Annotated in this window: 21 protein-coding genes; 11 read left to right on the top strand and 10 right to left on the bottom strand. The window is 64.1% G+C overall.

Annotation, left to right across the window (positions count from 1 at the left end):
- The first annotated feature begins 21 nt into the window (after positions 1-21).
- The 9 genes from sfnG (at position 22) to ACO07C_RS11125 (ending at position 10,132) form a co-directional block, all read left to right on the top strand.
- The gene (gene sfnG, locus ACO07C_RS11165; RefSeq protein ID WP_421914227.1) at positions 22-1,122 is read left to right on the top strand and encodes a dimethylsulfone monooxygenase SfnG; all 1,101 of its coding nucleotides are present in this window, start codon (positions 22-24) and stop codon (positions 1,120-1,122) included.
- A gap of 52 nt (positions 1,123-1,174) precedes the next feature.
- Positions 1,175-2,077 (top strand): ABC transporter ATP-binding protein, encoded by a 903-nt coding sequence (locus ACO07C_RS11160; RefSeq protein WP_421914226.1) that lies wholly within the window; start codon positions 1,175-1,177, stop codon positions 2,075-2,077.
- The gene (locus ACO07C_RS11155; RefSeq protein ID WP_421914225.1) at positions 2,077-2,973 is read left to right on the top strand and encodes a branched-chain amino acid ABC transporter permease; all 897 of its coding nucleotides are present in this window, start codon (positions 2,077-2,079) and stop codon (positions 2,971-2,973) included. The genes ACO07C_RS11160 and ACO07C_RS11155 overlap by 1 nt, the downstream gene beginning before the upstream one ends.
- 3 nt (positions 2,974-2,976) lie before the next feature.
- Positions 2,977-4,026 carry a branched-chain amino acid ABC transporter permease gene (locus ACO07C_RS11150; RefSeq protein ID WP_421914224.1) on the top strand — a complete coding sequence of 350 codons (1,050 nt, stop codon included), beginning with the start codon at positions 2,977-2,979 and terminating at the stop codon, positions 4,024-4,026.
- Positions 4,027-4,076: 50 nt separating this feature from the next.
- Complete coding sequence (locus ACO07C_RS11145; RefSeq protein ID WP_421914223.1) at positions 4,077-5,408, top strand: ABC transporter substrate-binding protein; 1,332 nt, start codon at positions 4,077-4,079, stop codon at positions 5,406-5,408.
- 64 nt (positions 5,409-5,472) lie between these two features.
- Positions 5,473-6,264: an ABC transporter ATP-binding protein gene (locus tag ACO07C_RS11140; protein WP_421914222.1), complete on the top strand. Its 792-nt coding sequence runs from the start codon at positions 5,473-5,475 to the stop codon at positions 6,262-6,264.
- Positions 6,261-7,508, top strand: a complete 1,248-nt coding sequence (locus tag ACO07C_RS11135; protein WP_421914221.1) for an SfnB family sulfur acquisition oxidoreductase — start codon at positions 6,261-6,263, stop codon at positions 7,506-7,508. The genes ACO07C_RS11140 and ACO07C_RS11135 overlap by 4 nt, the downstream gene beginning before the upstream one ends.
- A 33-nt stretch (positions 7,509-7,541) precedes the next feature.
- The gene (gene ssuD / locus ACO07C_RS11130) at positions 7,542-8,717 is read left to right on the top strand and encodes an FMNH2-dependent alkanesulfonate monooxygenase (RefSeq protein ID WP_421914220.1); all 1,176 of its coding nucleotides are present in this window, start codon (positions 7,542-7,544) and stop codon (positions 8,715-8,717) included.
- Complete coding sequence (locus tag ACO07C_RS11125; protein WP_421914219.1) at positions 8,714-10,132, top strand: FAD/NAD(P)-binding protein; 1,419 nt, start codon at positions 8,714-8,716, stop codon at positions 10,130-10,132. Before ssuD ends, ACO07C_RS11125 begins: the two co-directional genes overlap by 4 nt.
- Positions 10,133-10,265: 133 nt before the next feature.
- Here the strand turns inward: ACO07C_RS11125 and ACO07C_RS11120 are convergent, their stop codons facing one another.
- Together ACO07C_RS11120 and ACO07C_RS11115 are read right to left on the bottom strand one after the other, a co-directional pair.
- A complete protein-coding gene (locus ACO07C_RS11120; protein ID WP_421914218.1) occupies positions 10,266-11,432 on the bottom strand; it encodes an alpha-D-ribose 1-methylphosphonate 5-triphosphate diphosphatase in 1,167 nt (388 codons plus the stop codon).
- A 232-nt stretch (positions 11,433-11,664) separates the two neighbouring features.
- Positions 11,665-12,666 (bottom strand): PfkB family carbohydrate kinase, encoded by a 1,002-nt coding sequence (locus ACO07C_RS11115; RefSeq protein ID WP_421914217.1) that lies wholly within the window; start codon positions 12,664-12,666, stop codon positions 11,665-11,667.
- Positions 12,667-12,770: 104 nt separating this feature from the next.
- On the opposite strand from ACO07C_RS11115, the gene phnF reads away from it, so the two are divergent.
- A complete protein-coding gene (gene phnF, locus ACO07C_RS11110; protein ID WP_421914216.1) occupies positions 12,771-13,535 on the top strand; it encodes a phosphonate metabolism transcriptional regulator PhnF in 765 nt (254 codons plus the stop codon).
- Positions 13,536-13,849: 314 nt separating this feature from the next.
- The gene (locus ACO07C_RS11105; RefSeq protein WP_421914215.1) at positions 13,850-14,542 is read left to right on the top strand and encodes a hypothetical protein; all 693 of its coding nucleotides are present in this window, start codon (positions 13,850-13,852) and stop codon (positions 14,540-14,542) included.
- A gap of 200 nt (positions 14,543-14,742) precedes the next feature.
- Here the strand turns inward: ACO07C_RS11105 and ACO07C_RS11100 are convergent, their stop codons facing one another.
- Genes ACO07C_RS11100 through ACO07C_RS11065 form a run of 8 tightly spaced genes read right to left on the bottom strand, consistent with a single transcriptional unit; the run spans position 14,743 to position 24,989 of the window.
- Entirely contained in the window at positions 14,743-16,395 is a 1,653-nt protein-coding gene (locus ACO07C_RS11100; RefSeq protein WP_421914214.1) for a GMC family oxidoreductase, read from the bottom strand.
- The gene (locus ACO07C_RS11095; protein ID WP_421914213.1) at positions 16,359-17,870 is read right to left on the bottom strand and encodes an FGGY-family carbohydrate kinase; all 1,512 of its coding nucleotides are present in this window, start codon (positions 17,868-17,870) and stop codon (positions 16,359-16,361) included. The genes ACO07C_RS11100 and ACO07C_RS11095 overlap by 37 nt, the downstream gene beginning before the upstream one ends.
- Before the next feature lie 21 nt (positions 17,871-17,891).
- Positions 17,892-18,734, bottom strand: coding sequence for a class I fructose-bisphosphate aldolase (locus tag ACO07C_RS11090; protein ID WP_421914212.1), 843 nt, complete (start codon positions 18,732-18,734; stop codon positions 17,892-17,894).
- The gene (locus ACO07C_RS11085; protein WP_421914211.1) at positions 18,725-20,428 is read right to left on the bottom strand and encodes a glycerol-3-phosphate dehydrogenase/oxidase; all 1,704 of its coding nucleotides are present in this window, start codon (positions 20,426-20,428) and stop codon (positions 18,725-18,727) included. Before ACO07C_RS11085 ends, ACO07C_RS11090 begins: the two co-directional genes overlap by 10 nt.
- A 19-nt stretch (positions 20,429-20,447) precedes the next feature.
- Positions 20,448-21,443, bottom strand: a complete 996-nt coding sequence (locus tag ACO07C_RS11080; RefSeq protein WP_421914210.1) for an aldo/keto reductase — start codon at positions 21,441-21,443, stop codon at positions 20,448-20,450.
- Positions 21,440-22,420 (bottom strand): sugar-binding transcriptional regulator, encoded by a 981-nt coding sequence (locus tag ACO07C_RS11075; RefSeq protein WP_421914209.1) that lies wholly within the window; start codon positions 22,418-22,420, stop codon positions 21,440-21,442. The genes ACO07C_RS11080 and ACO07C_RS11075 overlap by 4 nt, the downstream gene beginning before the upstream one ends.
- A 24-nt stretch (positions 22,421-22,444) precedes the next feature.
- Positions 22,445-23,431, bottom strand: a complete 987-nt coding sequence (locus ACO07C_RS11070) for an ABC transporter permease (RefSeq protein ID WP_421914208.1) — start codon at positions 23,429-23,431, stop codon at positions 22,445-22,447.
- 19 nt (positions 23,432-23,450) lie between these two features.
- Positions 23,451-24,989, bottom strand: a complete 1,539-nt coding sequence (locus ACO07C_RS11065; RefSeq protein ID WP_421917498.1) for a sugar ABC transporter ATP-binding protein — start codon at positions 24,987-24,989, stop codon at positions 23,451-23,453.
- Between the last annotated feature and the right edge of the window lie 7 nt (positions 24,990-24,996).

Genomic DNA, 24,996 nt, shown 5'->3' with positions numbered 1-24,996 from the left:
CAAAAAGAAGGGAACGACGATATGACCTCGCATTCCGACAGCCTGAAATTCGCTTACTGGGTCCCCAACGTGTCCGGCGGCCTGGTCATTTCCAACATCGAGCAACGCACGGGTTGGGATATCGACTACAACCGCAAGCTCGCCCAGATCGCCGAGGCCAACGGCTTCGATTATGCGCTGAGCCAGATACGGTTCACGGCAGGCTACGGCGCCGACAACCAGCACGAATCCGTCTCGTTCAGTCACGCCTTGCTCGCCGCCACAACCACGTTGAAGGTTATCGCGGCGATCTTGCCAGGCCCCTGGAACCCGGCGCTCGCGGCCAAGCAGATCGCCACCATCAACCACCTGACCAATGGCCGCGTCGCCGTCAATATCGTCAGCGGCTGGTTCCGCGGCGAGTTCGCCGCCATCGGTGAACTCTGGCTCGACCATGACGAACGCTATCGCCGCTCGGAGGAATTCATCCGCGCGCTGCGCGGCATCTGGACCGAGGACAATTTCACGCTGAAGGGCGATTTCTACCGCTTCACTAATTATTCGATGAAGCCCAAGCCGATCGACCCCCAGCCCGAGATTTTCCAGGGCGGCTCGTCACGCGCCGCTCGTGACATGGCTGCACGCGTCTCCGACTGGTATTTCACCAACGGCAACACGCCCGAGGAAATCAGGAAGCAGGTCGACGACATCAAGGCCAAGGCGAAAGCCAACGGCCACAAGGTCAAGATCGGCGTCAATGCCTTTGCCATCGCTCGCGAGACCGAGGCGGAAGCGCGCGCAGTGCTGGACGAGATCGTCGCCAAGGCCAATCCCGAAGCAGTGCAGGGCTTCGCCGATCAGGTGAAAAATGCCGGCAAGGCCTCGCCAGAGGGTGAAGGCAACTGGGCGAAGTCCTCCTTGGAAGACCTGGTGCAGTACAATGACGGGTTCCGCAGCAATCTCATCGGTACGCCCGAGCAGATCGCCGAACGCATCCTCAAGCTCAAGGATGCCGGCGCCGATCTGATCCTGCTCGGCTTCCTGCATTTCCAGGAAGAGGTCGAGTTCTTCGGCAAGCGTGTCATCCCGCTGGTGCGGGCGCTGGAAGAGGCGCGCGACAGGGAACTTGTCGCCGCCGAATAGGCCGGCGCGGCCGACTGGCCGCGCGCTTTCCTTCAAAGATCAGGGACGTTTCATGTTTGGTGCTTCGCTGGGAGCCGCCGCATACGAGCGCGCGCCCGAAATTCGCGGGATAGGTGCCGCCGCCGAGCGCGTCACCGAGACGCGCGCGGCGCACCTGCCAGCGCGATCGGACGCGATCCTGGTGCTGAGCGGGATCGGTATTTCTTTCGGCGGCGTCACGGCTTTGCGCGATGTCGACCTCGAGGTCGGCAGCGGCGAGATCCGCGCCGTGATCGGTCCCAACGGCGCCGGCAAATCCTCGCTGATCAACATCATCAGCGGTCTCTACCCCGCCGACCACGGCAAGATCGTCATTGACGGTCAGTCCTTCTCCCGTGTGCCGGCAAGCCGTCTGGCGCGTCTGGGCATCGCGCGCACCTTCCAGAACCTCGCGCTGTTCGGCGGGCTTTCGGTGCGTGACAACATCGCGTCTGGCCGTGTCCACAACAGGCGCGCCAGCTTCATCGAGCATATTGCCGGCCTGCCGCGCGCCAGGCGCGAGGATGCGGCGATCGCCGCCAAGGTCGACCAGACACTTGCCTTCCTGCATCTCGAGGCGGTCGCCGATCGTCTGGTCTCGACACTGCCCTACGGCCTGCAGAAGCGTGTCGAGCTGGCGCGGGCGCTGGTCGCCGAGCCGAAGATCCTGCTGCTCGACGAGCCGATGGCCGGCATGACCGCGACCGAGAAGGCCGAGATGGCCGGTTTCGTGCGCGCCGCGCGCGACAGGCAGGGCATCACCATCATCCTGATCGAGCACGATATCGGCGTGGTCATGGGCCTTTCCGATCGGGTCGCGGTGCTCGACTACGGCCGCAAGATCGCGGACGGGACGCCGGCCGAGGTGCAGGCCGATCCGGAGGTCATCCGCGCCTATCTCGGCACCGCCGAGGGCGAGGACGGGGAGGGCATCTGATGAGCTACTATGATTTCCTCTTCGTCATCGAGGTGCTGGTCGGCGGCCTGCTCTCAGGTGTCATGTACTCGCTCGTCGCCATCGGCTTCGTGCTGATCTACAAGACATCGGGCGTGCTGAATTTCGCGCAAGGGTCGATGGTGCTGTTCGCGGCCCTGACCTTCGTGAGCCTTCTCGAACGTGGCGTCCCCTTCGCGCTGGCACTGCTCATTACCTTCGCGGTCATGATCGCGCTGGGCTTCACCATCGAGCGGACCGTGCTGCGGCCCCTGGTCAACCGATCGCCGATGACGCTGTTCATGGCCACGCTTGGCCTGTCCTACATCATCGAGGGCGCTGCCCAGCTGATCTGGGGCACGCAGGTGCACGGGCTTGACCTCGGCATTGACGACACGCCGTTCGAAGTCGGCGGCATCCTGATCTCCTCGTTCGATCTCGTCGCGGCGGGCATCGCGGCGGCGATGGTTGCGGGCTTGAGCGCATTCTTCCACTGGACACGGGTCGGCCTTGCGTTCCGCGCCGTCGCCGACGACCAGTTCGCGGCGCTTGCCGTCGGGCTGCGGCTGCCCTGGATATGGGGAACGGTGTGGGCAGCAGCAGGCTTTGTTGCACTGGTCGCCGGGCTCTTGTGGGGCGCGCGCCTCGGCGTCCAGTTCTCGCTGTCGCTGATCGTGCTGAAGGCGCTGCCCGTGCTGGTGCTTGGCGGTTTCGATTCCATCCTTGGCGCCATTGTCGGCGGTCTCATCATCGGCGCCAGCGAGAAGCTCGCCGAGGTCTATCTCGGACCCTTTGTCGGCGGCGGCATAGAAGGCTGGTTTGCCTATGCGCTGGCGCTCGTCGTCCTGCTCGTGCGCCCCTCCGGCCTGTTTGGCCAGAAGCTTGTCGAAAGGGTCTGACCGATGGCCGTGCAAACGCTCGACACCTCAACGCCGGCGATTGACTGGCTGAAGCTCGCATTGAAGTTCGCCTTGCCGGTCGCGTTGATCGTCATCGCCTACGGGCTGATCCCGGCCTATGCATCGAGCTATCTGGTCGAGGCGATTCTGTTGCCGTTCCTGGCGCTTAGCCTGGCGGCGGTCGGCCTCAACGTGCTGACTGGCTATTGCGGTCAGCTGTCGCTGGGCTCCTCCGCCTTCATGGCGGTGGGCGCCTTCGCCGCCTACAATTTCAACTTGCGGATAGAGGGATTGCCGCTGGCGGTCACCATGATCCTCGCCGGCATTTCCGCCGCTGGCATCGGCGTCATCTTCGGGCTGCCGAGCCTGCGGCTGCGCGGCTTCTACCTGGCCGTCTCGACGCTCGCCGCCCAGTTCTTCGTACAATGGGCGCTGACCAAGTTCGGCTGGTTCTCCAACGACAATCCGTCAGGCGTGATTTCCGCGCCGCGCCTTGCTATCGCGGGGTTCGACCTCGACGGCGCGACCGGTCGCTACCTGCTGTCCGTCACCACGGTCATCGTGCTGACGGCCGTCGTCTGGCGGCTGGTCAACAGCGCGACCGGGCGCAACTTCATCGCCGTGCGCGACAACGAAACCGCCGCGCGTGTCATCGGCGTGCCGGTGCTGCGAACAAAGCTGCTGGCATTCGCCATCTCCTCCTTCATCATCGGTGTCTCCGGGGTGCTGTGGGCCTTCACCTATCTTCGCACCGTCGAGCCGGCCGGCTTCAATCTCGACCGCTCTTTCCAGATCCTGTTCATCATCATCATCGGTGGCCTGGCCTCGATACGCGGCGCGTTTCTGGGCGCGGCGTTCATCGTCATCTTCCCGCTCATCCTGTCCCGACTCGGGGCCTTCCTGTTCGGAGGCGTGTTCGATTCAGGCGTGCTCGACATGAGCCAGCGCATCGTGCTCGGCGCACTCATCATCATCTTTCTCATCGCGGAACCGAACGGGCTGTCGGCCCTCTTCGACCGCCTGAAACGACGGATCGGCTCAAGGTCCAGCTGAGCGCCGCTCGACACCCTCCCTCGCGGACCACAACTCAGGAGACGCAATCCATGACCTCCTTCAATCACCTCCGAAAAGCGGCCATCGCCGCGGCCCTCGTTCTAGGGGCCACGGCGGCTCACGCCGACGAACAGTATTTCCCGCTGCAGAGCTATCGCGTTGGCCCATATGCCGCCGGCGGCACCGGCTTCTTCGGCGGCTTCATCGACTACCTCAACCTCATCAACATCCGCGACGGCGGCGTCAACGGCGTCAAGCTGACCTGGAGCGAGGGGGAGACGCAGTATGAGGTCGAAAAGGGTGTCGAGGTCTATGAGCGTCTGAAAAGCAATCCCGGCATCGCCGCCTGGAACCCGCTCTCGGTCGGCATCGCCTACGCCATGATCGACCGCATCACCGAGGACAAGGTGCCGCTGATCACCATCAACCACGGCCGCACCGACACAACCGACGGGCGCGTGTTTCCCTACGTCTTCCCGCTGCTGCTCAACCCTTATAGCGAAACGTCCGGCATCGTGAACTACATCGCCTCCAAGGAAGGCGGCCTTGACAAGCTCAAGGGCAAGAAGATCGTCGTGCTCTATCACGGCTCGCCCTATGGCAAGGAAACCATCCCCATCTATGAGCTGCTGTCCCAGAAATACGGGTTCGAGCTGAAGCAGATCGAGGTTCCGCATCCCGGCAATGAACAGCAGGCGCAGTGGCTGACGATCCGTCGCGACCATCCCGACTATGTCGTGCTACGTGGCTGGGGCGTGATGAACCCCGTTGCCTTGAAGACCGCTCAGAAGACCGGCTTCCCGGTTGATCACATCGTCGGCAATGTCTGGTCGAACTCGGAAGAAGACGTCATCCCGGCCGGCGACGCCGCCAAGGGCTACACGGCCATCACCACCCAGGCATCCGGAGCGACATATCCGGTCGTCCAGGAGATCATCAAGACGGTCTACGGCGCCGGCAAGGGCAATCTCGAGGACAAGAACCGTATCGGCTCGGTCTACCACAATCTCGGCATCGTCAATGGCATCCTCAACGTCGAGGCGATCCGCATCGCGCAGGCCAAGTTCGGCAATCGCACGCTGACCGGTGACGAGGTGCGCTGGGGCTTCGAGCATCTCAAGCTTGATCCAGCGCGTGTCGAGGCGCTCGGCGCCAAGGACCTGTTCCACTCCATCAACGTCTCCTGGGACAATCACGAGGGCGACGGTTACGTGACCTTCCAGCAGTGGGACGGCAAGAAGTGGAATGTCGTGTCCGACTGGATCGCGCCCGACTGGAAACTGCTGCGCCCGATCATCGAAAAGTCCTCCGAGGCCTATGCCAAGGAAAAGGGCATCAAGATCCGCACGGCCGAAGACGCCGAAGCGACGGTCAGCAACTGAGTCCGGCCTGGCGCGGCCGACCTTGTGGTTGGCCGCGCCAGCCAGCGTTCCAGCGGAGGCATCGATGTCCAGCCCGGAAAACCCGATCCTGTCGGTCAGTCGCGTGGAGGCCGTCTACAACGGTGCCATCGCCGCCTTGCACGGCGTCGACCTGTCGGTCGGCAAAGGCGAGATCGTCGCGTTGCTCGGCTCCAACGGTGCCGGCAAGACGACGCTGCTGCGCGCCGTGTCCAATCTTCTCCCGGCCGAGCGCGGCACTGTTACCGCTGGCCGGATCACCTTCGACGGCGTCGATGTTTCCAGGGCAAGCCCTTCGCAGCTTGTCCGCGGCGGCCTTGTCCAAGTGCTTGAGGGCCGGCATTGCTTCCGCTCGCTGACGGTAGAGGAGAACCTGTTCACCGGCGCGCTCGGGCGCTCGTCCTCGCGCGCCGGCGTCAAGGCTGATTTGGAGCGCGTCTACGTTCTCTTCCCGCGGCTTCTCGAGAAGCGGCGCACCCGCTCCGGCCTCACCTCCGGCGGCGAACAGCAGATGACGGCGATCGGCCGGGGCCTGATGTCGCGGCCGAAGCTCTTCGTGCTGGACGAGCCCTCGATGGGCCTGGCGCCCCTGATCGTCGACGAAATCTTCAGCGCTTTGAAGAAGCTCAACCGTGATGAAGGCCTGTCGATCCTCGTCGCCGAACAGAACTCGGCGGTCGCGCTGAAATACGCCGATCGCGCCACCGTGCTCGAAAACGGCGTCAGCGTGCTCGAAGGGTCGGCCGCCGACCTGCGCCAGCGCGACGACATCAAGTCCTACTATCTCGGCGGCGCGCCGCTTCCACCCCAACACTTTCCCAAGGAGACAGCAGCATGACCATCCAATCCAGGCAGCCGTCGGACATCCGTAGCGCCGTGCCTCCGGTCGAACGCCCTTCGGCCAAGGCACATGTCATCAAGACCGATGCCGAGGCGATCGCCGTCGCCGAAAAGCTCGCCGCCGAGTTCGCCAGGGACGCTTCAAAGCGAGACCGCGAACGCATCTGGCCGAAGCAGGAGCTCGACGCGTTTTCGCAGAGCGGCCTGTGGTCGATCAACGTGCCGAAGGCCTATGGCGGCCCGGAGCTCTCTTACGTGACGCTGTCGAAGGTCATCACCATCATCTCGGCGGCCGACCCGTCGCTCGGCCAGATCCCGCAGAACCATCTCGGCGTCGTCGCCGCCATCCGCACCGTCTCGGACGAGGCTCAGAAGAAGCTGCTGTTCGCCGAGGTTCTCTCGGGCACCCGCTTTGGCAACGCCTTCTCCGAATTCGGCTCCAGGCGGGCAGCCGACTTCGAGACAAAATTCGTCGACGCCGGCAACCATGTCGTGGTCAACGGCCAGAAATTCTATTCCAGCGGCGCCCTGCTTGCCCATCTGGTGCCGATCGTGGCGCTCGATGACGAAGGCCGCGCCTGGTACGCCATCGCCGATCGCGGGGCACCTGGACTGACGGTCATCGACGACTGGTCGAGCTTCGGCCAGAAGACGACGCTGTCCGGCACGGTCCTGCTCGACAACGTGAAGGTGCCGAAGACGCATCTCGTTCCCGGCTACAAGGGCTATGACAGGCCGACGGCGGACGGCGCCATCTTCCAGATCATCCAGGCCGCGGTAGACCTCGGCATCGCCAGGGCGGCGATCGACGAGACGATTGAATTTGTACGGACAAAATCGCGTGCGTGGATCGACAGCGGCGTCGACCATGCCTGGCAAGATCCCTATACGATCCAGGCGGTCGGCGATCTCCGCCTGCGCGCCAATGCGGCGGAAGCCATTCTTGAAAAGGCCGGGCTCGCGGTCGACCGCGCGGTCGCCGACCCGAACGCCAAGACCGTCGCGGAGGCTCAGATCGCGGTGGCGGAAGCCAAGATCCTCACCACCGAGATCGCCATCACCGCCACCAACAGATTGTTCGAGCTGGCCGGCACGCGATCGACCCTGGCCGAGCATAATCTCGACCGCCACTGGCGCAACGCCCGCACCCACACGCTGCACGACCCGGTGCGGTGGAAATACGCGATCCTCGGCAACTACTACCTGAACGACATCAACCCGCCGCTCCATGCCTGGAGCTGAGCGCGGCGTCGTAAAGTCATGGAAGGACCGTTCATGAGCATTGCCATTCCCGACAGGATCAAGGTCCTGTGGTTTCTTCCGACCCATGGCGACAGCCGCTATCTCGGCACGTCGGAGGGCGGCAGGGCGGTCGATCTGCCCTACCTTACCCAGGTCGCCAAGGCCGCCGACGCCATCGGTTACTACGGCGCGCTGCTGCCGACCGGACGCAGTTGCGAGGATAGCTGGGTCGTGGCATCGGCGCTTGCGCCGCTGACCCAGCGCCTGCGCTTCCTCGTCGCGGTGCGGCCGGGGCTGCAGTCACCGACGCTTGCCGCGCGCATGACCTCGACGCTCGATCGCATTTCCGGCGGACGGCTGCTCATCAACGTCGTCACGGGCGGTGACCCCGTTGAGAACAAGGGCGACGGCATCTTCCTCAGCCATGATGAGCGCTATGAGGTGACGCGGGAATTCCTCGACATCTACAAGGCCGTGCTGCGCGGCGAAACGGTTGCCTTCGAGGGCAAGCATTTCCGCATCGAGGACGGTCGATTGCTGTTCCCGCCGGTGCAGACGCCGCATCCGCCGCTCTACTTCGGCGGCTCGTCGGAGGCCGCCAACGCGGTCGCAGCCGAACAGATCGACAAGTACCTGACCTGGGGCGAACCACCGGCGGATGTCGCGGCCAAGGTCGATCATGTGCGCGGCCTTGCCGAAAAGGCAGGACGCCAGGTGAGCTTCGGCATCAGGCTGCATGTCATCGTGCGCGAGACCAATGACGAGGCCTGGGGAGATGCCGAGCGGCTGATCAGCCGTCTAGACGACAGGACGATCAGCGAGGCGCAGAAGGTGTTCGCGCGCATGGATTCAGTCGGCCAGTCGCGCATGTCCAAGCTACATGGCGGCAGCCGGGACAAGCTGGAGATCAGCCCCAATCTGTGGGCCGGAGTCGGGCTTGTGCGCGGCGGCGCCGGGACCGCGTTGGTCGGCGACGCGGCGACGGTGGCCGAGCGCATCGACGAATACCGGCGCATCGGTATCGATACCTTCATCCTCTCCGGCTATCCGCATCTGGAAGAAGCCTACCGGTTCGGCGAACTGGTGCTGCCGCTGTTGCCGCTCGATCACGAAATCTCGACACGGCCGACCACCGTCAACATGGGACCGTTCGGCGAAACGGTGGCTGGCGACCATCGGCCGCCGACGCTGCGCGCGAGCCAGTCTTGAGTGCTTTCCAACCTGTCGTTGCCATCATCGGCGGTGGCTTTTCCGGCGCGGCAACCGCCTTTCATCTGGCGCGACTGCTGCCGGCAGGCGCGGCGGACATCGTGGTCGTCGAACCCCGAGACCGGCTGGGTCATGGCCTGGCCTATTCGACGGACGATCCGGCGCACCGCGTCAATGTGGCAGCGACCAGGATGACGCTGGTCTCCAGCGAGCCGAGTCATTTTGCTGATTGGCTGGAGCGGACCGGCGTCATTGTTGACGACCCGGAGGCCGTTGTTGCCAATGGCGCTGTTTATCCGCGGCGTCGCGTCTTCGGGCGCTATGTCGAATCCCACCTCCAGCCCTTTCTGCAAAACAAGACGATCAGGCACGTCAGGTCCGCCGTCGCATCGGTCGAGTGCAGTGGTGAGGGCTATCGCCTGATCCTTGCCGACGGCGCCACGCTTGTGGCGGACGCGCTGGTCATTGCAACGACGCATCCGCCGCCGGCCTTGCCGCGGGCTTTGCGTGCCTTGGCGGGCGCGGCCGGCATGGTGTCCAATCCGTATGATCTCGAACGGCTGGCGGCGATCGGCCGCGACGACCGTGTCCTGGTCGTCGGCACCGGGCTGACATCGGCGGATGTCATCGCGACGCTCGACCGCAGGGGACATCGTGGCCGCATCACCGCACTTTCCCGTCACGGCTATCGCTCGCGCGGCCACGCCGACACATCGGTCGATCCGGTCGGCGATTTCACCAGCCAGCCTTCGCGGAGCGCGACAGTGCTGCTCAGGCGCATCCGGGCTACGCTCGCCGATGCCGAGCGCCAGGGCCACGACTGGCATCCCGTGCTCGACGCGGTCCGGCGCCAGGGGCAGGCGATCTGGAAGGCCTTGCCTGTCGACGAGCGACGTCGCGTGGTGCGCCATCTGCGCGCGCTTTGGGATGTGCATCGCTTCCGCGTCGCACCGCAAATTGCGACTGTGCTCGATCGCCGCATTGCCGAGGGAACGCTTGTCTATCGCGCCGCATCGATATCCAGCGTGGAACCGGCGGATGGCGCCCTTCGCGTCAGCCAGCGGCCAAGACGCCAGCGGGGCTTCATCGTGGAGTCGTTCGATACCATCATCGTGACGACCGGCCCGGCGCATGGCGATATCTTGCGGACCAACACCGCAATCGCCGGCCTCGGGCGTCTCGGACTGGTCAGGCTTGATCCGATCGGGCTCGGCCTGGAGACCGATCGCCTTGGCCATGCGGTCGGTACCTCGGGCCGTTCGGCCGACAGCATTTTCGTCAGCGGGCCTCTCGCCCGTGGCGGCGTCGGCGAACTGATGGGAATTCCCGAGGTGACCGTACATGCCGAACGCATCGCCTCCGAAATCCGGCACTGGCTGGACTATCGAACGGCGCTGCGCCGCAAAGCCTCGTGATGCATTTGAAGAGTTGCGCCATCGGTTGCGGGCGCGGCCTCAGCGACATCCAGGGAGGAGGCCTGCATGTGTTGGTCCGGAGCGGTCACCGGCACCGGTAAGCCGCTCTTGAGGTGCGCCGGTGGTCCCACGTTCAGTGCCGGCGCGCGCTTAGCGTGCCATCGCCGTAGATCATGCGGCCGGCGCGGAAGGTGGCCCGCACGCGCGGCACCGGTTGGCGGTCCGCCACGACGAGGTCCGCGAGAAGTCCCGGCTCGATGGCGCCGCGATCGGTCAGCCCCAATGCCCTGGCCGGATTGGCGCTGGTCAGGGCGGCCGCCGTTACCAGGCTGCCCTCGCGCAGTTCCGCTAGGCCGAGCACGGCCGGCAGGATCGAGGCGGGGTGGTAGTCGCTGGCCAGCATGTCGAGAAGCCCGGCCTCATAGGCTTGCCGGGCGGAAAGATTGCCTGAGTAGGATTCACCGCGCAGAGCGTTGGGGGCGCCCATCGCGGTATGCATTCCGAGCCTGCGGGCCTCCTGCGCTGCTTCCAGGGTCACCGGGAATTCGCTGAGCGCGGCGCCCAGGCCATGGACGAGCTCCACCTTTTCCGGCGTATCGTCATCATGCGAGGCAAGCGCAATTCCGCTGGCACGGGCGCGCGCCGACAGGTCCTGCAGCGCGTTGAGAACGTCCCCTTGTCCTTCCCGTCCGGCCATGCGCTTGCCGACGACCTCGGAAGCCGCGGCAACGGACATGCCGCGCTCCTTGGCGATGCGGGCGATATACAGTTCGACGTCGCGGTACTGCCCCTGTCCTGGCGTGTGGTCCATCAGCGATATCAGGTGCAGTCTGCCGGCATCCATCAGTTTCTGCAGCATGGCGATTGCTGGCGTGAAGGTCACCTCGAACCGGGCATGGATGCGGTGATCGACCAGCAAATCGTCCTTCAATCCGGCAATGGTCTCGATGATTGCGGATGTGTGTTCTTCCGAGCGCAGCACGCCGCTGGTGACGCTGGCGCCGATGAAGGAGAGCGCGGCATAGGCCGTGGTCACGCCGCAGGAGGCCAGCTTCTTGTCGAGTTCGGCAATGCCGGTCTTCATCGGGACATGGACGCCGATACGCGGCTCCACTTCCCTCTCCACCATGTCGCCATGCATGTCGATGAATCCGGGCAGCAGCAGGCGGCCGCCGCCCACCAAATCGGCATTCTCGACGGGCTCGTCGCGGACTTCGGCAATCCGCCCATTCTCGATCCTGACGGCACCGTTCGGAATGACGCGATCGCGCAGGACAACTTCGAATTCACTTAGCCACATATAGCTTCTCTTCGATCGGGTTGTTGCATTGGCCGGATTTCCCGGTCGATGAGACCGGCGAGATCGTTGGGATGGCGGATGATGGCGATGATGGCACGACGGGGCGGCTTGCCGCCGCCTCGGATAATGATTGCTCCAAGACATTCGGATGTTTTCTAATTCACCCGAATGTCGATTGCCATTTGATTTTTATGACATTTCCATGAAGGGCGGCCCTCACGGAGCGCTTTCCTCAGCCGGTAAGTTGTCGTTCGCTGAGCCACTCGGCGGTTTGCTGGCTGGCCTGCTCGGCGGAAATCTCAAGGCTTGCCCCCTGCAGCAGCCCATGCAGGAATATCCCGGTAAAACAGTCGCCGGCGCCGATCGTGTCGGGTACCGAAACCTGTTTCAGCGGCGTGACTTGGCTCAGCACCTTGCCGTCATAGAGCGAGATCGGGCGCGTTCCATCCGTCAGCACCAATGTCCTCATGCGTGGTCCGGCGATCAGCGACGCTCTCGCCCAGATCCCATGAGTGTCTTCATCTGGAAAATCGGCGCGCGATCCGATGACGATGTCGGCCGGGCGCGGTGAGTGGCGACGCAGCGGAAACTGCGAGATCACCAGCGGAATCGTCTCCAGCGATGCGATGACGCTATCATCGAGCAAGAGGGCATTCAGATAGGCGGCGTCGCCGGAAACAGGCGCCGACACCGCGAAGGCCGGACGCAACTGGCCGCTGGTGTTCAGGATGGTGCGCTCGCCATTTGGCTCGAGCATGATTTCGGTGAACTGGGTTGCGCCAGCCCACATGGCGACCCCGCTGACATCGATGCCGGTCGCCTTCAAGGTCGCAAGCGCTGCCCGGCCGTGGTCGTCGTCCATCAGATTGCTGACCAGTTTCACGTCGTTGCCGAGCCTTGCCAACTGGGTGCCGGTGTGAAATCCGCCGCCTCCAAGCCTGACAGTGCGATCAAAATAGGTGATGCGCGCGCCCGAAGCGAGCGGTGAGGACAACGACCAGACCTGGTCGTGGTTGACATGGCCGACAACGATGACTGTGTTCATGGTCTCCTGCTTCTCGGCCTTCTGCATTTCGCCCAGACATGGCGCCAGCGCATCCATGCGCCGCGCGATCAGGAATAACACCGGCCCGGGACAACGGACAGCGGGCCGGTCGCCATCAGCGGCGCGAAGACGAGATAGGAAGACGGCGCTCGCCTGCCTCTTGTCGTAGGGCCAGTCGATATCGCTCATGTGACCACGCGCGAACATTGCCAATCTTGGTTGCGCCCGCTACGATTCATTCGAATGATACGATGGGAAATGGCTTGGCCCTTGCTGTCGTTCAGAAGGTGAGAATGCAAAACAAGTTGTTTCATGGCCAATGGCAGCAGGTCGAGGAAGAGCTCGCCGCCGATATTGCCTCCGGCCGGTTTGTCGACGACAACAGGTTGCCGAGAGAGACGGAACTGATGGCGCGCTTCGGGGTGGGTCGCCACAGCATCCGGCGGGCGATGCAGCAGCTTCAGAGCCGCGGTCTTGTTCAGGTCGAACAGGGGAAGGGCACCTTTGTCAGGCATGCCCGGCTCGACTACCGTCTGTCGGAGCGGACGCGCTTTTCGCAAAACCTTCTGGAACAGGGGCGCGAGCCGCTGGGTCAGGCGATCAAGGAGGAGGCGATCCCAGCGCCGTGCCGGGTCAGCGAGGCGCTCAGGCTGCCGCCCAATGAGCCGGTCTATCAGATCGTGCACCTTGGTTTTGCCGACGCTGATCCCATCGGCCTTTCCAACGCCTATTTCCCGGTGCGCCGCTTCCCCGGTTTCGACAAGGCAAGACGCAACGGGAGCAGCGTCAGCGTCATCCTCGCGGAATATGGCGTCACCGACTATATCCGCCTGCGCACCGACATCATCGTGCGCCTGCCGACCAGGGAAGAGGCTAAGCATCTCAAGCAGTCCGAAACGCAGCCGGTCGTGCTGCTGAAGAAGGTCGATGTCGATATGAAGGGCACGCCGATCTCCTATTCCGAATCGGTATGGCCCAGCGAACGCGTGCAATTCTCGATCGACAATACGAGCCAACTCCTCGACGTGCTGGCAGAGGCTGCGAACTCCAAAGCGTGAATGCAGCAGGGACACTTCCATTCCGCGTTCCGCTGACGTTCATTCGCGCGCGACGCAGCACCGCTCGGATGGCTTCGTAAACCGCGGCAGCGACGTGTCTCACTGAAGCGGACCCTACGTTGCCGATGGGTGGCGCCCCGAGCCACCGCGCAGGTGTGGCCAAACTGCAGCACTGGGAAGTCCACCGATATCGGCTTCGACAAAGCTGCGGCACCAACGGCACGGCGTCACATAACTGTTATGTATCGCGAATAGCTAAAATTCGTCGCCACATCCCGCCGCGTCTCGGCTACATCTCATATTGAGGAAATACCATGCTTTCTCCAAAGATCACCATTCCGCTTGGCATCTGCCTGCTCATGGCGACGCCCGGCTTTGCAGCCGATCTGGTTGCCGCCGACGTGGCTGAAGCACCGCCGCCCGCGCCAACCTGGACCATCGGCATCGAGGGCAGCCCCGAGTTCTACGCCATCAACAATGGCAGCAACACCGCCCGCTCGCTTGCCGACACCTACTTCAAGTTCAGCGTCTCGCACAACTTCGACAACAACTTCGTCGGCGGGGTGTATTTCCAGCCCACCTTCAAGACCGGCGGAAAAACCCAGTATTATGGCGAGGCAAGCGTCGGTTATAAAATCAAGCTGACCGATGTCTTCACCCTGACGCCCAGCGTGGCCTTTGGCTACACCTGGCACGACACCGGCATTCCGAAGGATGGAAATGCCAATGCGCAGGTTCCTTATTACGCCATTTATCTCGCGGGCGACTGGAAGCTGACCAAGCAGTGGACGTGGAACGTCTTCAACCTGCGCTACCGCAATGCCTTCAACGCCACGTGGGAAACCCCCAAGGTGGCCACCGGCGTGACATACAACATCGACTCCACCAATGCGGTCTACACCAGCATCGGCTATTCGTGGAAGAAGGTCGACACGTCCTCGGCTCCCTACAACGATCTGTCAGCCGACAAGCTCAACATCGCGATCGGATACAAGCACTCGTTCTGATCGCGCGTGTCGTAGATCCGGAGAATCCGGATTAACATCACGGGGTGCCCGCGCTGTACAGTGCGTGGGCGCCCCGACATCCTTGGCCATAGTCAAGACAGCTTGCCGCGATGCTTCGTTGCGGCCAGCTTGCCAGAACACCGATCAGTAAGAGAGAAGCGATTCGAGGGGCGCATGTCCGCTAGGTCGCTTTCCTGGTATCACCGACGGGAATCCCGCAGGACCATGTCCGCGGCTTTCTCGGCGATCATGATCACCGGCGAATTGGTGTTGCCCGAGACGATCGTGGGCATGATCGAGGCGTCCACCACATAGAGCCCGCCAAGTCCGTGGACGCGCAGGCGGTCGTCGACGACCGCCATCGAGTCCGACCCCATCTTGCAGGTGCCGACCGGGTGGAAGATCGTCGTACCGATGTCGCCGGCCTTGCGGATGAGGTCTTCGTCGCTGTCGTATTGCGTGCCTGGCAGCATCTCTTCCGGTGCGAAGCGTGCCACGGCCTGTGCCTTCATCAGGCCGCGGACGTGGCGCAGCGAAGCGACGGCAACGCTGCGGTCTCCTTCGGTGGAGAGATAGTTCGGCTGGATCTTCGTCGTCTCGCGCGGATCGGCGGAGCCCATATGCACCGTGCCCCGGCTTTCCGGGCGCAGATTGCAGACCGACACCGTGACCGCGGGAAACCGATGCAACGGCTCGCCAAGCCGGTCGGTGCTGAGCGGCTGAACGTGATATTCGAGATCCGGCGTTTCGAGGCGCGGGTCGCTCTTGGCGAAGATGCCGAGCTGGCTCGGTGCCATGGAGAGCGGGCCGGAGCGTTTGACTGCGTATTCGATACCCATCGCCGCGCGGCTGAACAGGTTGTGGTAGCGCTGGTTGAGGGTCGCGGCACCAGTCACCTTGAAGACAGTGCGAATCTGCAAATGGTCCTGCAGGTTTTCGCCGACACCGGGCAGGGCATGGCGCACGTCAATACCGAGCCGCGAAAGCAGTTCGGTTTGGCCAACGCCGGAAAGCTCGAGCAGCTTGGGCGAGTTGATCGCGCCGGCCGCGAGGATGGTTTGTCCGGCACGGACGTGGTGGCGCCTGTCACCCTGTCGGTAGACGAGCCCGGTGACGCGGCGGCCGTCGAACTCCAGCCGCTCCGCTTCGGCACCGGTGACCACGCGCAGGTTCCGACGATCTTCTATGCCGCGCAGGAAGGCCTTGGATGTATTCCAGCGCACGCCCTTCCTCTGGTTGACCTCGAAATATCCGGAGCCCTCGTTGGTGCCGGTGTTGAAATCGTCGGTGCGGGGAATGCCGAGTTCCTCGGCGGCGTCGCGGAACGCGTCGAGGATCGGCCATGACAGCCGCTGTCTTTCGATCCGCCATTCGCCTCCACTGCCATGCATGGCGTTGGCGCCGCCGTGATAATCCTCGGACTTCAGGAAATAGGGCAGCACGTCGTCCCAGGCCCAGCCGACATTGCCGGCCTGGCGCCAGCCATCATAGTCGGCCGCCTGTCCGCGCATGTAGATCATGCCGTTGATCGACGAGCAGCCGCCCAATACCTTGCCGCGCGGATAGTTGAGGCTGCGCCCGTTGAGGCCAGCCTCCGGCTCGGTCTTCATCAGCCAGTCGGTGCGCGGGTTACCCATGCAGTAGAGATAGCCAATGGGGATGTTGACCCAATGATAGCGGTCGCTGCCGCCTGCCTCGAGCAGCAGCACCCGGTTGCGTGGATCGGCGGACAGCCGGTTGGCGAGCACGCAGCCGGCCGAACCCGCGCCAACGATGACGTAATCATATTCGTGCGACGAAGAGGGTGGAGTTTTGGTCACGTGAGCGCCTGCTCGGCTGCGATGCGTTGCCATATCGGGCCCATCGCCTGGTTGATCTCCCGGTACAAGCGATAGCGCCGTGCATAGGCCGGGGCAATCGCGCCATTGGGCGTATAGTGCCGGGCGGCCTGCGTCATGGCGGCGGAGCCCGCGCTGAAATCCGCGAAGACGCCGACCCCGGTGCCGGCGGCAATCGCCGCGCCAAGCGCGCCGGTCTCGCGGCTGCGCGCCACGGTGACCGGGACGCCCAGCACATCCGCGAATATCCGTGGCCAGACGTGGCTGCGCGAACCGCCGCCCGACAGCACCGCTTCGTCGAATGTGGCCCCCGCCTTATGCAACGTCTCGACATGCCGCTTGTGTTCGAAGGCCACGCCCTCGAACAGCGCGCGCAGCATGTGCGCCCGCGTATGCCAGCCTGCCATGCCATAGAAGCCGGCACGAGCGCGGCCGTTCTGCTGCGAGCCATAAAGGAACGGGTGGTAGATCGGGATGTCGCCGTCGGGATCGACCGAGGCGACGAGATCGCTGCAGAGTTCGAACGGCGACATGTCGGTGTCTGTGTGTTCGAGGAACTCGCGCACGATCCATTCGAGGTTGGCCGCCGATGTGGCGCTGGATTCGATCGCCAGGTAGCGCCTGGGATCGAAGGTGGAGAGCATGAAGATCGAGGGATCGCGGATTGGCGCGTCGGTGATGACCTGGTTGATGCTCCAGGTGCCGGCGATGATCGAGGCGGCGCCTGTACGGGTAACGCCGGAGCCGATGGCGCTGGCGACCACGTCGAACAGGCCGGCCACGACCGGCGTGCCTGCGCGCAGGCCGGTTAGTGCCGCGACCTCGTCAGTGATGTGACCGGCGATCTCTGCCGACTCCAGCACGGGTGGCAGCAGGTCCATGCAGCCGCCGAGACCATAGGCAGCGAGCAGATCCTGATTGTAACGCCGGCCCGGCATCTCGAGCAGGCCGCAACCCGACATGTCCGACGTATCGGTGGAGCGCGCGCCGGTCAGCCGGTTGACGACGAAATCCTTGCAAAGAAAGACGGTCCCGATCGTGGCGAACAGCTGCGGTGCGAAGCGCTTCAGCCAGGCGAGCAGGGTCGGCGTCTGCGCTGCCCATGGCTTTTGCAGGCAATGCACATAGGTGCGGTCGCCGACATTCTGCCCGGCCCATTCGGCAACCACGCCGACGGCGCGCGTATCGAGTGACTGGATGCCGATCAGCGGCGCGCCGTCGCGGTCCAGCGCATAGAGACCATTGCCATGTCCGGCGCAGCCGATGGCGATGATATCGCCGGCTTCGATGCCGGCCTTTTCGATGCATTCCCCGATGACGGCCACGGCGTTGCGCCAGAGTTCGGCGAGATCGCGCTCGACATGCCCGGGCCTGGGCATGGTGGAGCGGCCGTCGCGGACCGCCAATGCCAGCTCGCACCCGGACCTGTCGAAGATGATGGCCTTGATGACGGTGTTGCCGGCATCGAGGCCAAGAATGTACCTACCCATTGGCTACTCCCGATGGCCGGCCTATGCCTGCTTGTACAGGTCCCAGGCCGTGGCGCCATCCGCGTCGTCGTGGATGATCGCCATCAGCCCGCGCACCACGGCGCTCGGATTGGCGTGCTGGTAGATGTTGCGGCCATAGACCATGCCCATGGCGCCCTGCGCCATCAGTGCGGCCGACTTGTCGAACACCACGCGCAGATCCTCCTTGCCGCCGCCGCGCACCAGCACCGGGCAGCGTGCCGCCTCGATGACGCGGTGGAAGTCGTTGGGGTCGCTGGTCGGATCGGCCTTGACAATGTCGGCGCCCATCTCACGCGCGAGCCGCGTCAGGGTGACGATCTTTTCGGCGTCACCATCGACCATGTAGCCGCCATGTTCGGAGACCGGCAGCATGGCCAGCGGCTCGATCATCAGCGGCAGGCCGTATTTGTCGCAGTCGGCGCGGACCCTTGCGATGTTCTGGACGCACTGCCGGAACAGATCCGGCTCGTCGGGCAGCATGAACAAATTGACCACAACACAGGCGGCATCCATCTCGATGGCGCCCACCAGCGGCTCTGCCTCGTTCTGCAACACCGCCCACATCGAGCGATGGCGGATCTTGTTGTAGGGATTGCCCATGTCGATGCGCATGACCAGCGCGGGCTTGTCCTTGCCGGGCACGGCCTGCAGCAGGTCGGCCTGTCCGTAGTTCATCTGGATGGCGTCGGGCCTGGCCTTCACCAGTTGACCAACGACGCCTGCCATGTCTTCGAGCCCGTTGAGGAAGCTGGGCTCGTTGCACACGCCATGGTCGATGGCGACGTCGAGGCAGCGGCCGCCGCCGAACAACCGGTTCATGCGGACTTTGGTGTTCACGCGCATAGGGCGCTCCTCTTGTCGTTTGTCCTGGAGAGATTGGAAAGGTCGATGCCATGCTGGTGTACCAGCAGGGAAAGAAAGGCGGCGCGCTCGGTTGCGGCTCGCGCCGCGTCCCAGCCCTTGTGCGCAGCCAGGATGGCCAGCACCGCGTCGATAAGGGCGAGGCTGAGACCGCCGGAAATGGCGATGGTGGTGCGGCGCAGGAAAAGATCGGCGAGGCACTCGACCTGCTCGCGCTCGATGATCAGGCGGATTTCGCCGGGCGAATAATCCGATCGCGAAAGCATCGCCGAGCGCTCCGCGAATTGCTCGGCTGAGGTGCCATAGCGCTCGAACAGCGAGGATGCCCGTTCGACGCTCAAGCCATGTCGCTCAGCCAACGCCGCGCACCATGTTTCGGGATCGTCGGGAAAGTTGCGGCCGCCGCCGATGGCAAGGTCCTCGGTGCCTCTGCTGCGTGCCAGTCCGAGCCGCGCAAGTGCCATGTCAGCCGCCAACGCGCCGAAAGAGCGGAAGGTGGTCCACTTGCCGCCGATCATGCAAAGGGTCGCCGGCAGATGGCCGTTGGCTTCGACGTACTCGCAGAAGTGATCGCGCGGGATGCGGCCGGTAAAACTGTCGTCGCTGGCGGGCAGGGGGCGGACGCCGGAGAAGCTGAACACAATCTGGTCTTCGCCGATCTTGATTGAGGGAAACACGAAGGCGAGCGACTGCAGGATGTAGCGGCGCTCGTCATCCTCGCAGCGCACCTCGTCCGGATTGTCGACGCGAATGTCGGTCGAGCCGATCAGCACCTTGCCGAGATAGGGAAACAGGATGCAGATGCGCCCGTCCTCGTTCTCGTAATAGACCATGTGCCCGCCCAGCGCATCGTAGAGTTCGGCGTTGTCGACGATCAGATGCGAACCCTTGGTTCCGCCCATCATCCGGGGTGCCGTGGCGCCTATGGCCTTGTTGGTCAGGTCGATCCAGCCGCCGGTGGCGTTGATTATCAGCGCCGGGCGGATCGGCAGTGCCTCGCCGGTCAGACCGTCGGTCAGCACCAGCCCGGCGCCCGCGGAAGCCACCGCAGCATAGTTCAGGACGCGTGCAGCCGGGCTGGCTTCCATGGCGTCGAACAGCATTTCCAAGCCAAGCCGCTCCGGCCGGCTCACCCAGGCGTCATAATAGGTGGCGGAACTGCGGATCGCCGGATTGATGGCTGGCCATGTCCCCAGCGTTTCCGCTCGGCCCCTGAAGCGATGTGTCGGCATCAATCGCCGCGCCGACGTGAACAGGTCGTAGAGCGTCAGCCCGGCCTTTATCACGAGGGCGCCGCGCCGGCTCGGCCGCCGCGTCAGGCCAAGAAAGCGGACAGCACCGTTGGCGATGCCCGAAAATGTGTCGAAGATGGGCACGGTCGTCGGCAAAGGCGCGACATAGTGCGGGGCGTTTTTCAACAGCCGGTCGCGCTCGGCCAGAGCCTCGCGCACCAGCTTGAACTCGCCGTTTTCGAGATAGCGCAGGCCGCCATGCACCATGCGCGACAGGGCAGCACTTGCGCCGCTGCAATAGTCGCCCTTTTCCGCCAGCACGACGTCGACGCCCTGCAGCGCCAACTCGCGAAAAACGCTGATGCCGTTGATGCCGCCGCCAATGACGAGCACGGCAATATCGGGCCGCTCGCGCAAAGCGGCGAGTGTGTCGTTGCGGTTCATTTGGACTATGCCTTTTCGCTCAGGCATCCAACGCGGTGAGATGCGTGGCAATTGCCGCGTCGATGGCGGCAAGTTCACTGGCGTCGAGCGCAATCTCCCCCGCGCGCGCATTGTCGATGGCCTGTTCGGCATTGCGCGCGCCGCAAAGGGCGAAGGTGATGCCTGGCTGGGCCAGCGTCCACGCAATGACGATCTGGGCCATCGATGCCTGATGCTTTGCCGCGATCGGCGCGATCGCCTGTTTCAACCGCGCCACCTTTTGCCGGTTGGCTATGGAGAAGCGCGGATTGTCCTTGCGCTGGTCGTCGCCGGTGAATTCGCGCGCCGGATCGATCGCGCCGCTGAGCAGGCCGAGCGCCAGCGACGAATAGCTGAGCGTTGCGATGTCGTGGCGGCGGGAGATCGGCAGCAGGCTGCCTTCGATCTCACGGTCGATCATCGAGTAACGCTCCTGGATCGCGTCGATCTGGCCGGCCGCGACATAGTCTTCGAGATCCCCCGTGCTGACATTCGAGGCGCCGATGGCGCGGATCTTGCCGGCGGCCTTGAGCTTCTCGAGCACAGCCATGGTCTCGGCGATCGGCGTCGTGGGGTCCTGCCAATGGGTGATGTAGAGGTCGATATGGTCGGTGCCGAGCCGGCGCAGGCTTTGCTCCAGTTCATGCGTGATGCCGTCGGCGCCGAGATAGCGATGCACCGGCTTGCCGTCCTGGTCGAAGAAATGGTTGCCCTTGCCGGAGTACCAATTGAGCCCGCATTTGGTGGCGATTACCACTCTGTCGCGCTTGCCCTTGATGGCTTTGCCGACAATCTCCTCGCTGCGGCCGAGGCCGTAGGCCGGAGCAGTATCGATCAGGCTGATGCCGGCATCGATGGAGGCTTCAATGGCGCGGATCGAGGCCTGCTCGTCGGTGCCACCCCACATCCAGCCGCCGATCGCCCATGTGCCGAGGCCGACAGCCGAGGCAGAGACACCGGATGTGCCGATCTGGCGGATAGTCTGTTGGGAGCTCATGCTGCCTCCTGTTGGGCAAGGTCGAGAATCTGGAGGCTGGTCGCCTCGTCGGTGACGATGGTGTCGAGATGGTTGCCGCGCATGGCGCTGAGAATGGGCGCGGCCTTGCTGGCGCCGCTGGCAATCCCGATCGAGCGCGGGATGGTGGCGAATTCGTCGAGCGTCAGCGACACCAGCGAACGGTTGAGCGCATAGCCGCAGAGCTTGCCGTCGCGGCCGATCAAGTGGGCAAGCAGCTCGCCGGCCGCGCCTGACTGTTCAATGGCCTGCCGGTCGGCGCTCGATGACGGGTGCAGGTCGTAATAGCTGGAATCATCGCTCAGGATTGAACCGACGCCGACCACGGCCACATTCGCCTCGCGCGCCTTGCGGAACACATCGGCGACCGAGCGCACGCCCATCAGCATTTCACGCTGCTCGGGACTGTCGGCAAACAGCGGCGCATGCACCTGATAGGCGCGTCCGCCAAGCTTGTCGGCCATCAGCGACGCGACGTGGTTGACGTCGGTATAGTGCTTGCCCTGGACGAGACCTGTGGCGGGAATGACTTCGACGTCGTAGCGGCGGCTGGGCTTCAGCCCGGCGACCAGTGCGCTGACACCCTTGCCGCCGGTGATCGAGATGGTGTCGCCGTCCTTGATGGTGTCAAGCAGCAGGCGCGCGGCGGCTTCGCCGACGCGCTGCAGCGCCGTCTGCGGATTGTCCGACACCGTGGGCACGACCACCGCGCGTTCTATGCCGCCCAGCGCCACCAGCCGCGCCTCGATGTCGACCAGATGGTCGATCGGCGATTTGATCTTGATCTCGACCAGGCCGAGCTGGTGGCCGCGTTTGATCAGCCGGTTGACGGTGGCATGCGAGATGCCGAGCTCCCGGGCGATTTCAGCCTGGGTCTTGCCTTCGACATAGTGCAGCACCAGCGCCTGATGCATCTGGCGTACCGTGGAGATGTCGTCGCGGGTGTTGGGAGGGGCCATGATCTTGTCTCGTCGCCTTGGGGCTCAGGACTTCTTGCGGTGCAGGAAATGGTCGATCGACACCGCCGCCAGCAGGATGCAGCCCTTGATCATGTCCTGCCAATAGACCGACACATCGAGAAGGATCAGCGAACTGGTCACCACCGACAGTAGCGCCATGCCCAGGATGGCGCCGAAGATCGTACCTGAACCGCCATTCAGCGAGGCGCCGCCGATCACGGCCGCGGCAATGATGTTGAGCTCCATGCCGGCGCCGAAGGTCGGCGTCGCCGCGCCGAAGCGAGCCATGTAGATGACGCCCGCCAGGCCGGCGAGGGTGGAACACAGCACCGTCACCCAGAACTTCACCTGTTTGGTCTTTATGCCCGAGAACTGCGCCGCCTTCTCGTTGGAGCCGGTGTAGAAGACCTTGCGGAAGGCGGTTGCACGGCGCAGCAGGAAGTCGAAGATCGCCACGACCGCAACGAAGATGATGATGACATAGGGCAGGCCATTGAGGCTGCCCTGGCCAATGGCCTTGAACGACGGCGGCAGCGTGAACAGCGACAGCGGCGTGCCCTTGGTGACGATCAGGCACATGCCGCGCACGATGACCATCGCCGCCAGCGAGGTGATGAAGTGATTTAGGCCGACCACGGTGACGAAGAAGCCCATCGCCGCGCCGATCAGCGCGCTGACGCCGATGCCGATCAGGCTGGCGGTCCATGGGTCGAGCCCGGCGAGGAACAGCGCGCCAGAGACCACCATGGAGAAGCACACGACAGAGCCGACCGACAGGTCGATGCCGCCGACGATGAGCAGGATGGTCATGCCGACGACGACGATGCCCTCGATGGAGAAGCTCATCAGCATGGCGCGGAAATTGCCCCATGTCAGGAAGTGTGGCGAGGCAAAGCTCATCGCGATGCACAGCGCCAGGATGATGACGATCAACCCGGCCTCGCGCATCGAGGCCATGCGGGCGAAATTGCCGCGCCGCGTGATGCCCGTTGCCTTGATCTCGGCATGCATGAGGGTTTCTCCCGCTTCCCTAGGCGACATTCTGGGCCTGCATTTGCTGAACTGGATTTTTCTGGACGCCCGAGGCGAGCATGATGATGGCTTCCTCGGCGAGTTCGTCGGCGCCAAGCTCGCCGGCGATCCGGCCTTCGCGCACGACGATGACGCGGTCGCACAGGCCGATCAACTCCGGCAGTTCCGACGAGATGACGACGATGCCGACGCCCGTGCCGGCGAGCTGCCGCAGCAGGCGGTGGATCTCGACCTTGGCGCCGACGTCGATGCCACGTGTCGGCTCGTCCATGATGATGACCCTGGGGTCGACAGACAGCTGCTTGGCGATTGCCACCTTCTGCTGGTTGCCGCCGCTCAGCGTCGAAACGGCGGCATCGATGCCGGCCATGCGCACGCCGAGCTTTCTGGTCAGCTCGGTCGCCTGGCTGTCCTCGGCCCGGCGGTTGAGCAGCCCGAGCGCTCCCGTCAGCTTGCGGAGGTCGAGCGCCGAGATGTTTGCCGCGATCGGCATGTCGAGGAACACGCCTGAGCCCTTGCGGTCCTCGGAGAGGTAGACGAGCCCGGCTTTCACGGCGTCGCTGTAGTTGCGGATGCGCAGATGCTTGCCGTCGACTGCGACTGTACCTGAAGTCGCGGGCCTCAACCCGCAGATGGTCTGCGCGATCTCGCTGCGTCCAGCGCCGATCAGCCCGCCAATGCCGAGGATTTCGCCGGCACGAAGTTGCAGCGACACATCCCTGAAGCGCTGGCCGTCGGAAAGCGCCTCGACGTCGAGCAGCAGGCGCCCGGGTTCTTGCGGCGCCAGCTTGTCGGGATAGAGCTGGGTGATCTCGCGTCCCACCATCTTGCGCACCACGTCGTCGGGCGAGGTCTCCGCGATCGGGTCGGTGGCGACATAGTGGCCGTCGCGGAAGACGGTCACCCGGTCGCACAGCGAGAAGATCTCGGCCATGCGATGGCTGATATAGACGATGGAGATGCCGCGCTGCTTGAGGCCGCGAACGATGGCAAAGAGGCGCTGCGCCTCGCTCTCGGTCAGCGCGGCTGTCGGCTCGTCGAGCATCAGCACCTTGCAGTCGAGAGTCAGCGCCTTGGCGATCTCGACGAGTTGCTGGTTGGAAATGGAGAGGTCGGCGACCTTTGTCCGCACGGGGATAGGGGCGAGCATGTCCATCACCTTCTGGGCGTCGGCATGGAGCTTCTGATAGTTCATCAGCGGCGCGCGGCGGCTGTTGATCGCCGCCATGTAGATGTTCTCTGCGACCGTCGCGTCCTGGCACAGCGCGATCTCCTGGTGGACGAGCGCGATGCCAAGCCGCTGCGCCGCCGAGGGCGAGGGGATCGAGACACGCTGGCCGTCGATCAGGATTTCGCCCTGGTCGGGCTGCAGCACGCCGGCGATCATGTTCATCAGCGTCGACTTGCCGGCGCCGTTTTCGCCGCACAGCGCATGGATTTCGCCGCGCCTGAGTTCGAACCGCACGTCGCTCAGCGCCCTGGCCGGGCCGAACGCCTTGGACAGGCCGCGTATTTCAAGAATGGGCGTTTCGACCACGCCATAC

This window comes from Mesorhizobium sp., from assembly GCF_965229135.1.
Lineage (GTDB): Bacteria > Pseudomonadota > Alphaproteobacteria > Rhizobiales > Rhizobiaceae > Mesorhizobium.
This window is presented reverse-complemented; position numbering and strand designations above follow the sequence as displayed.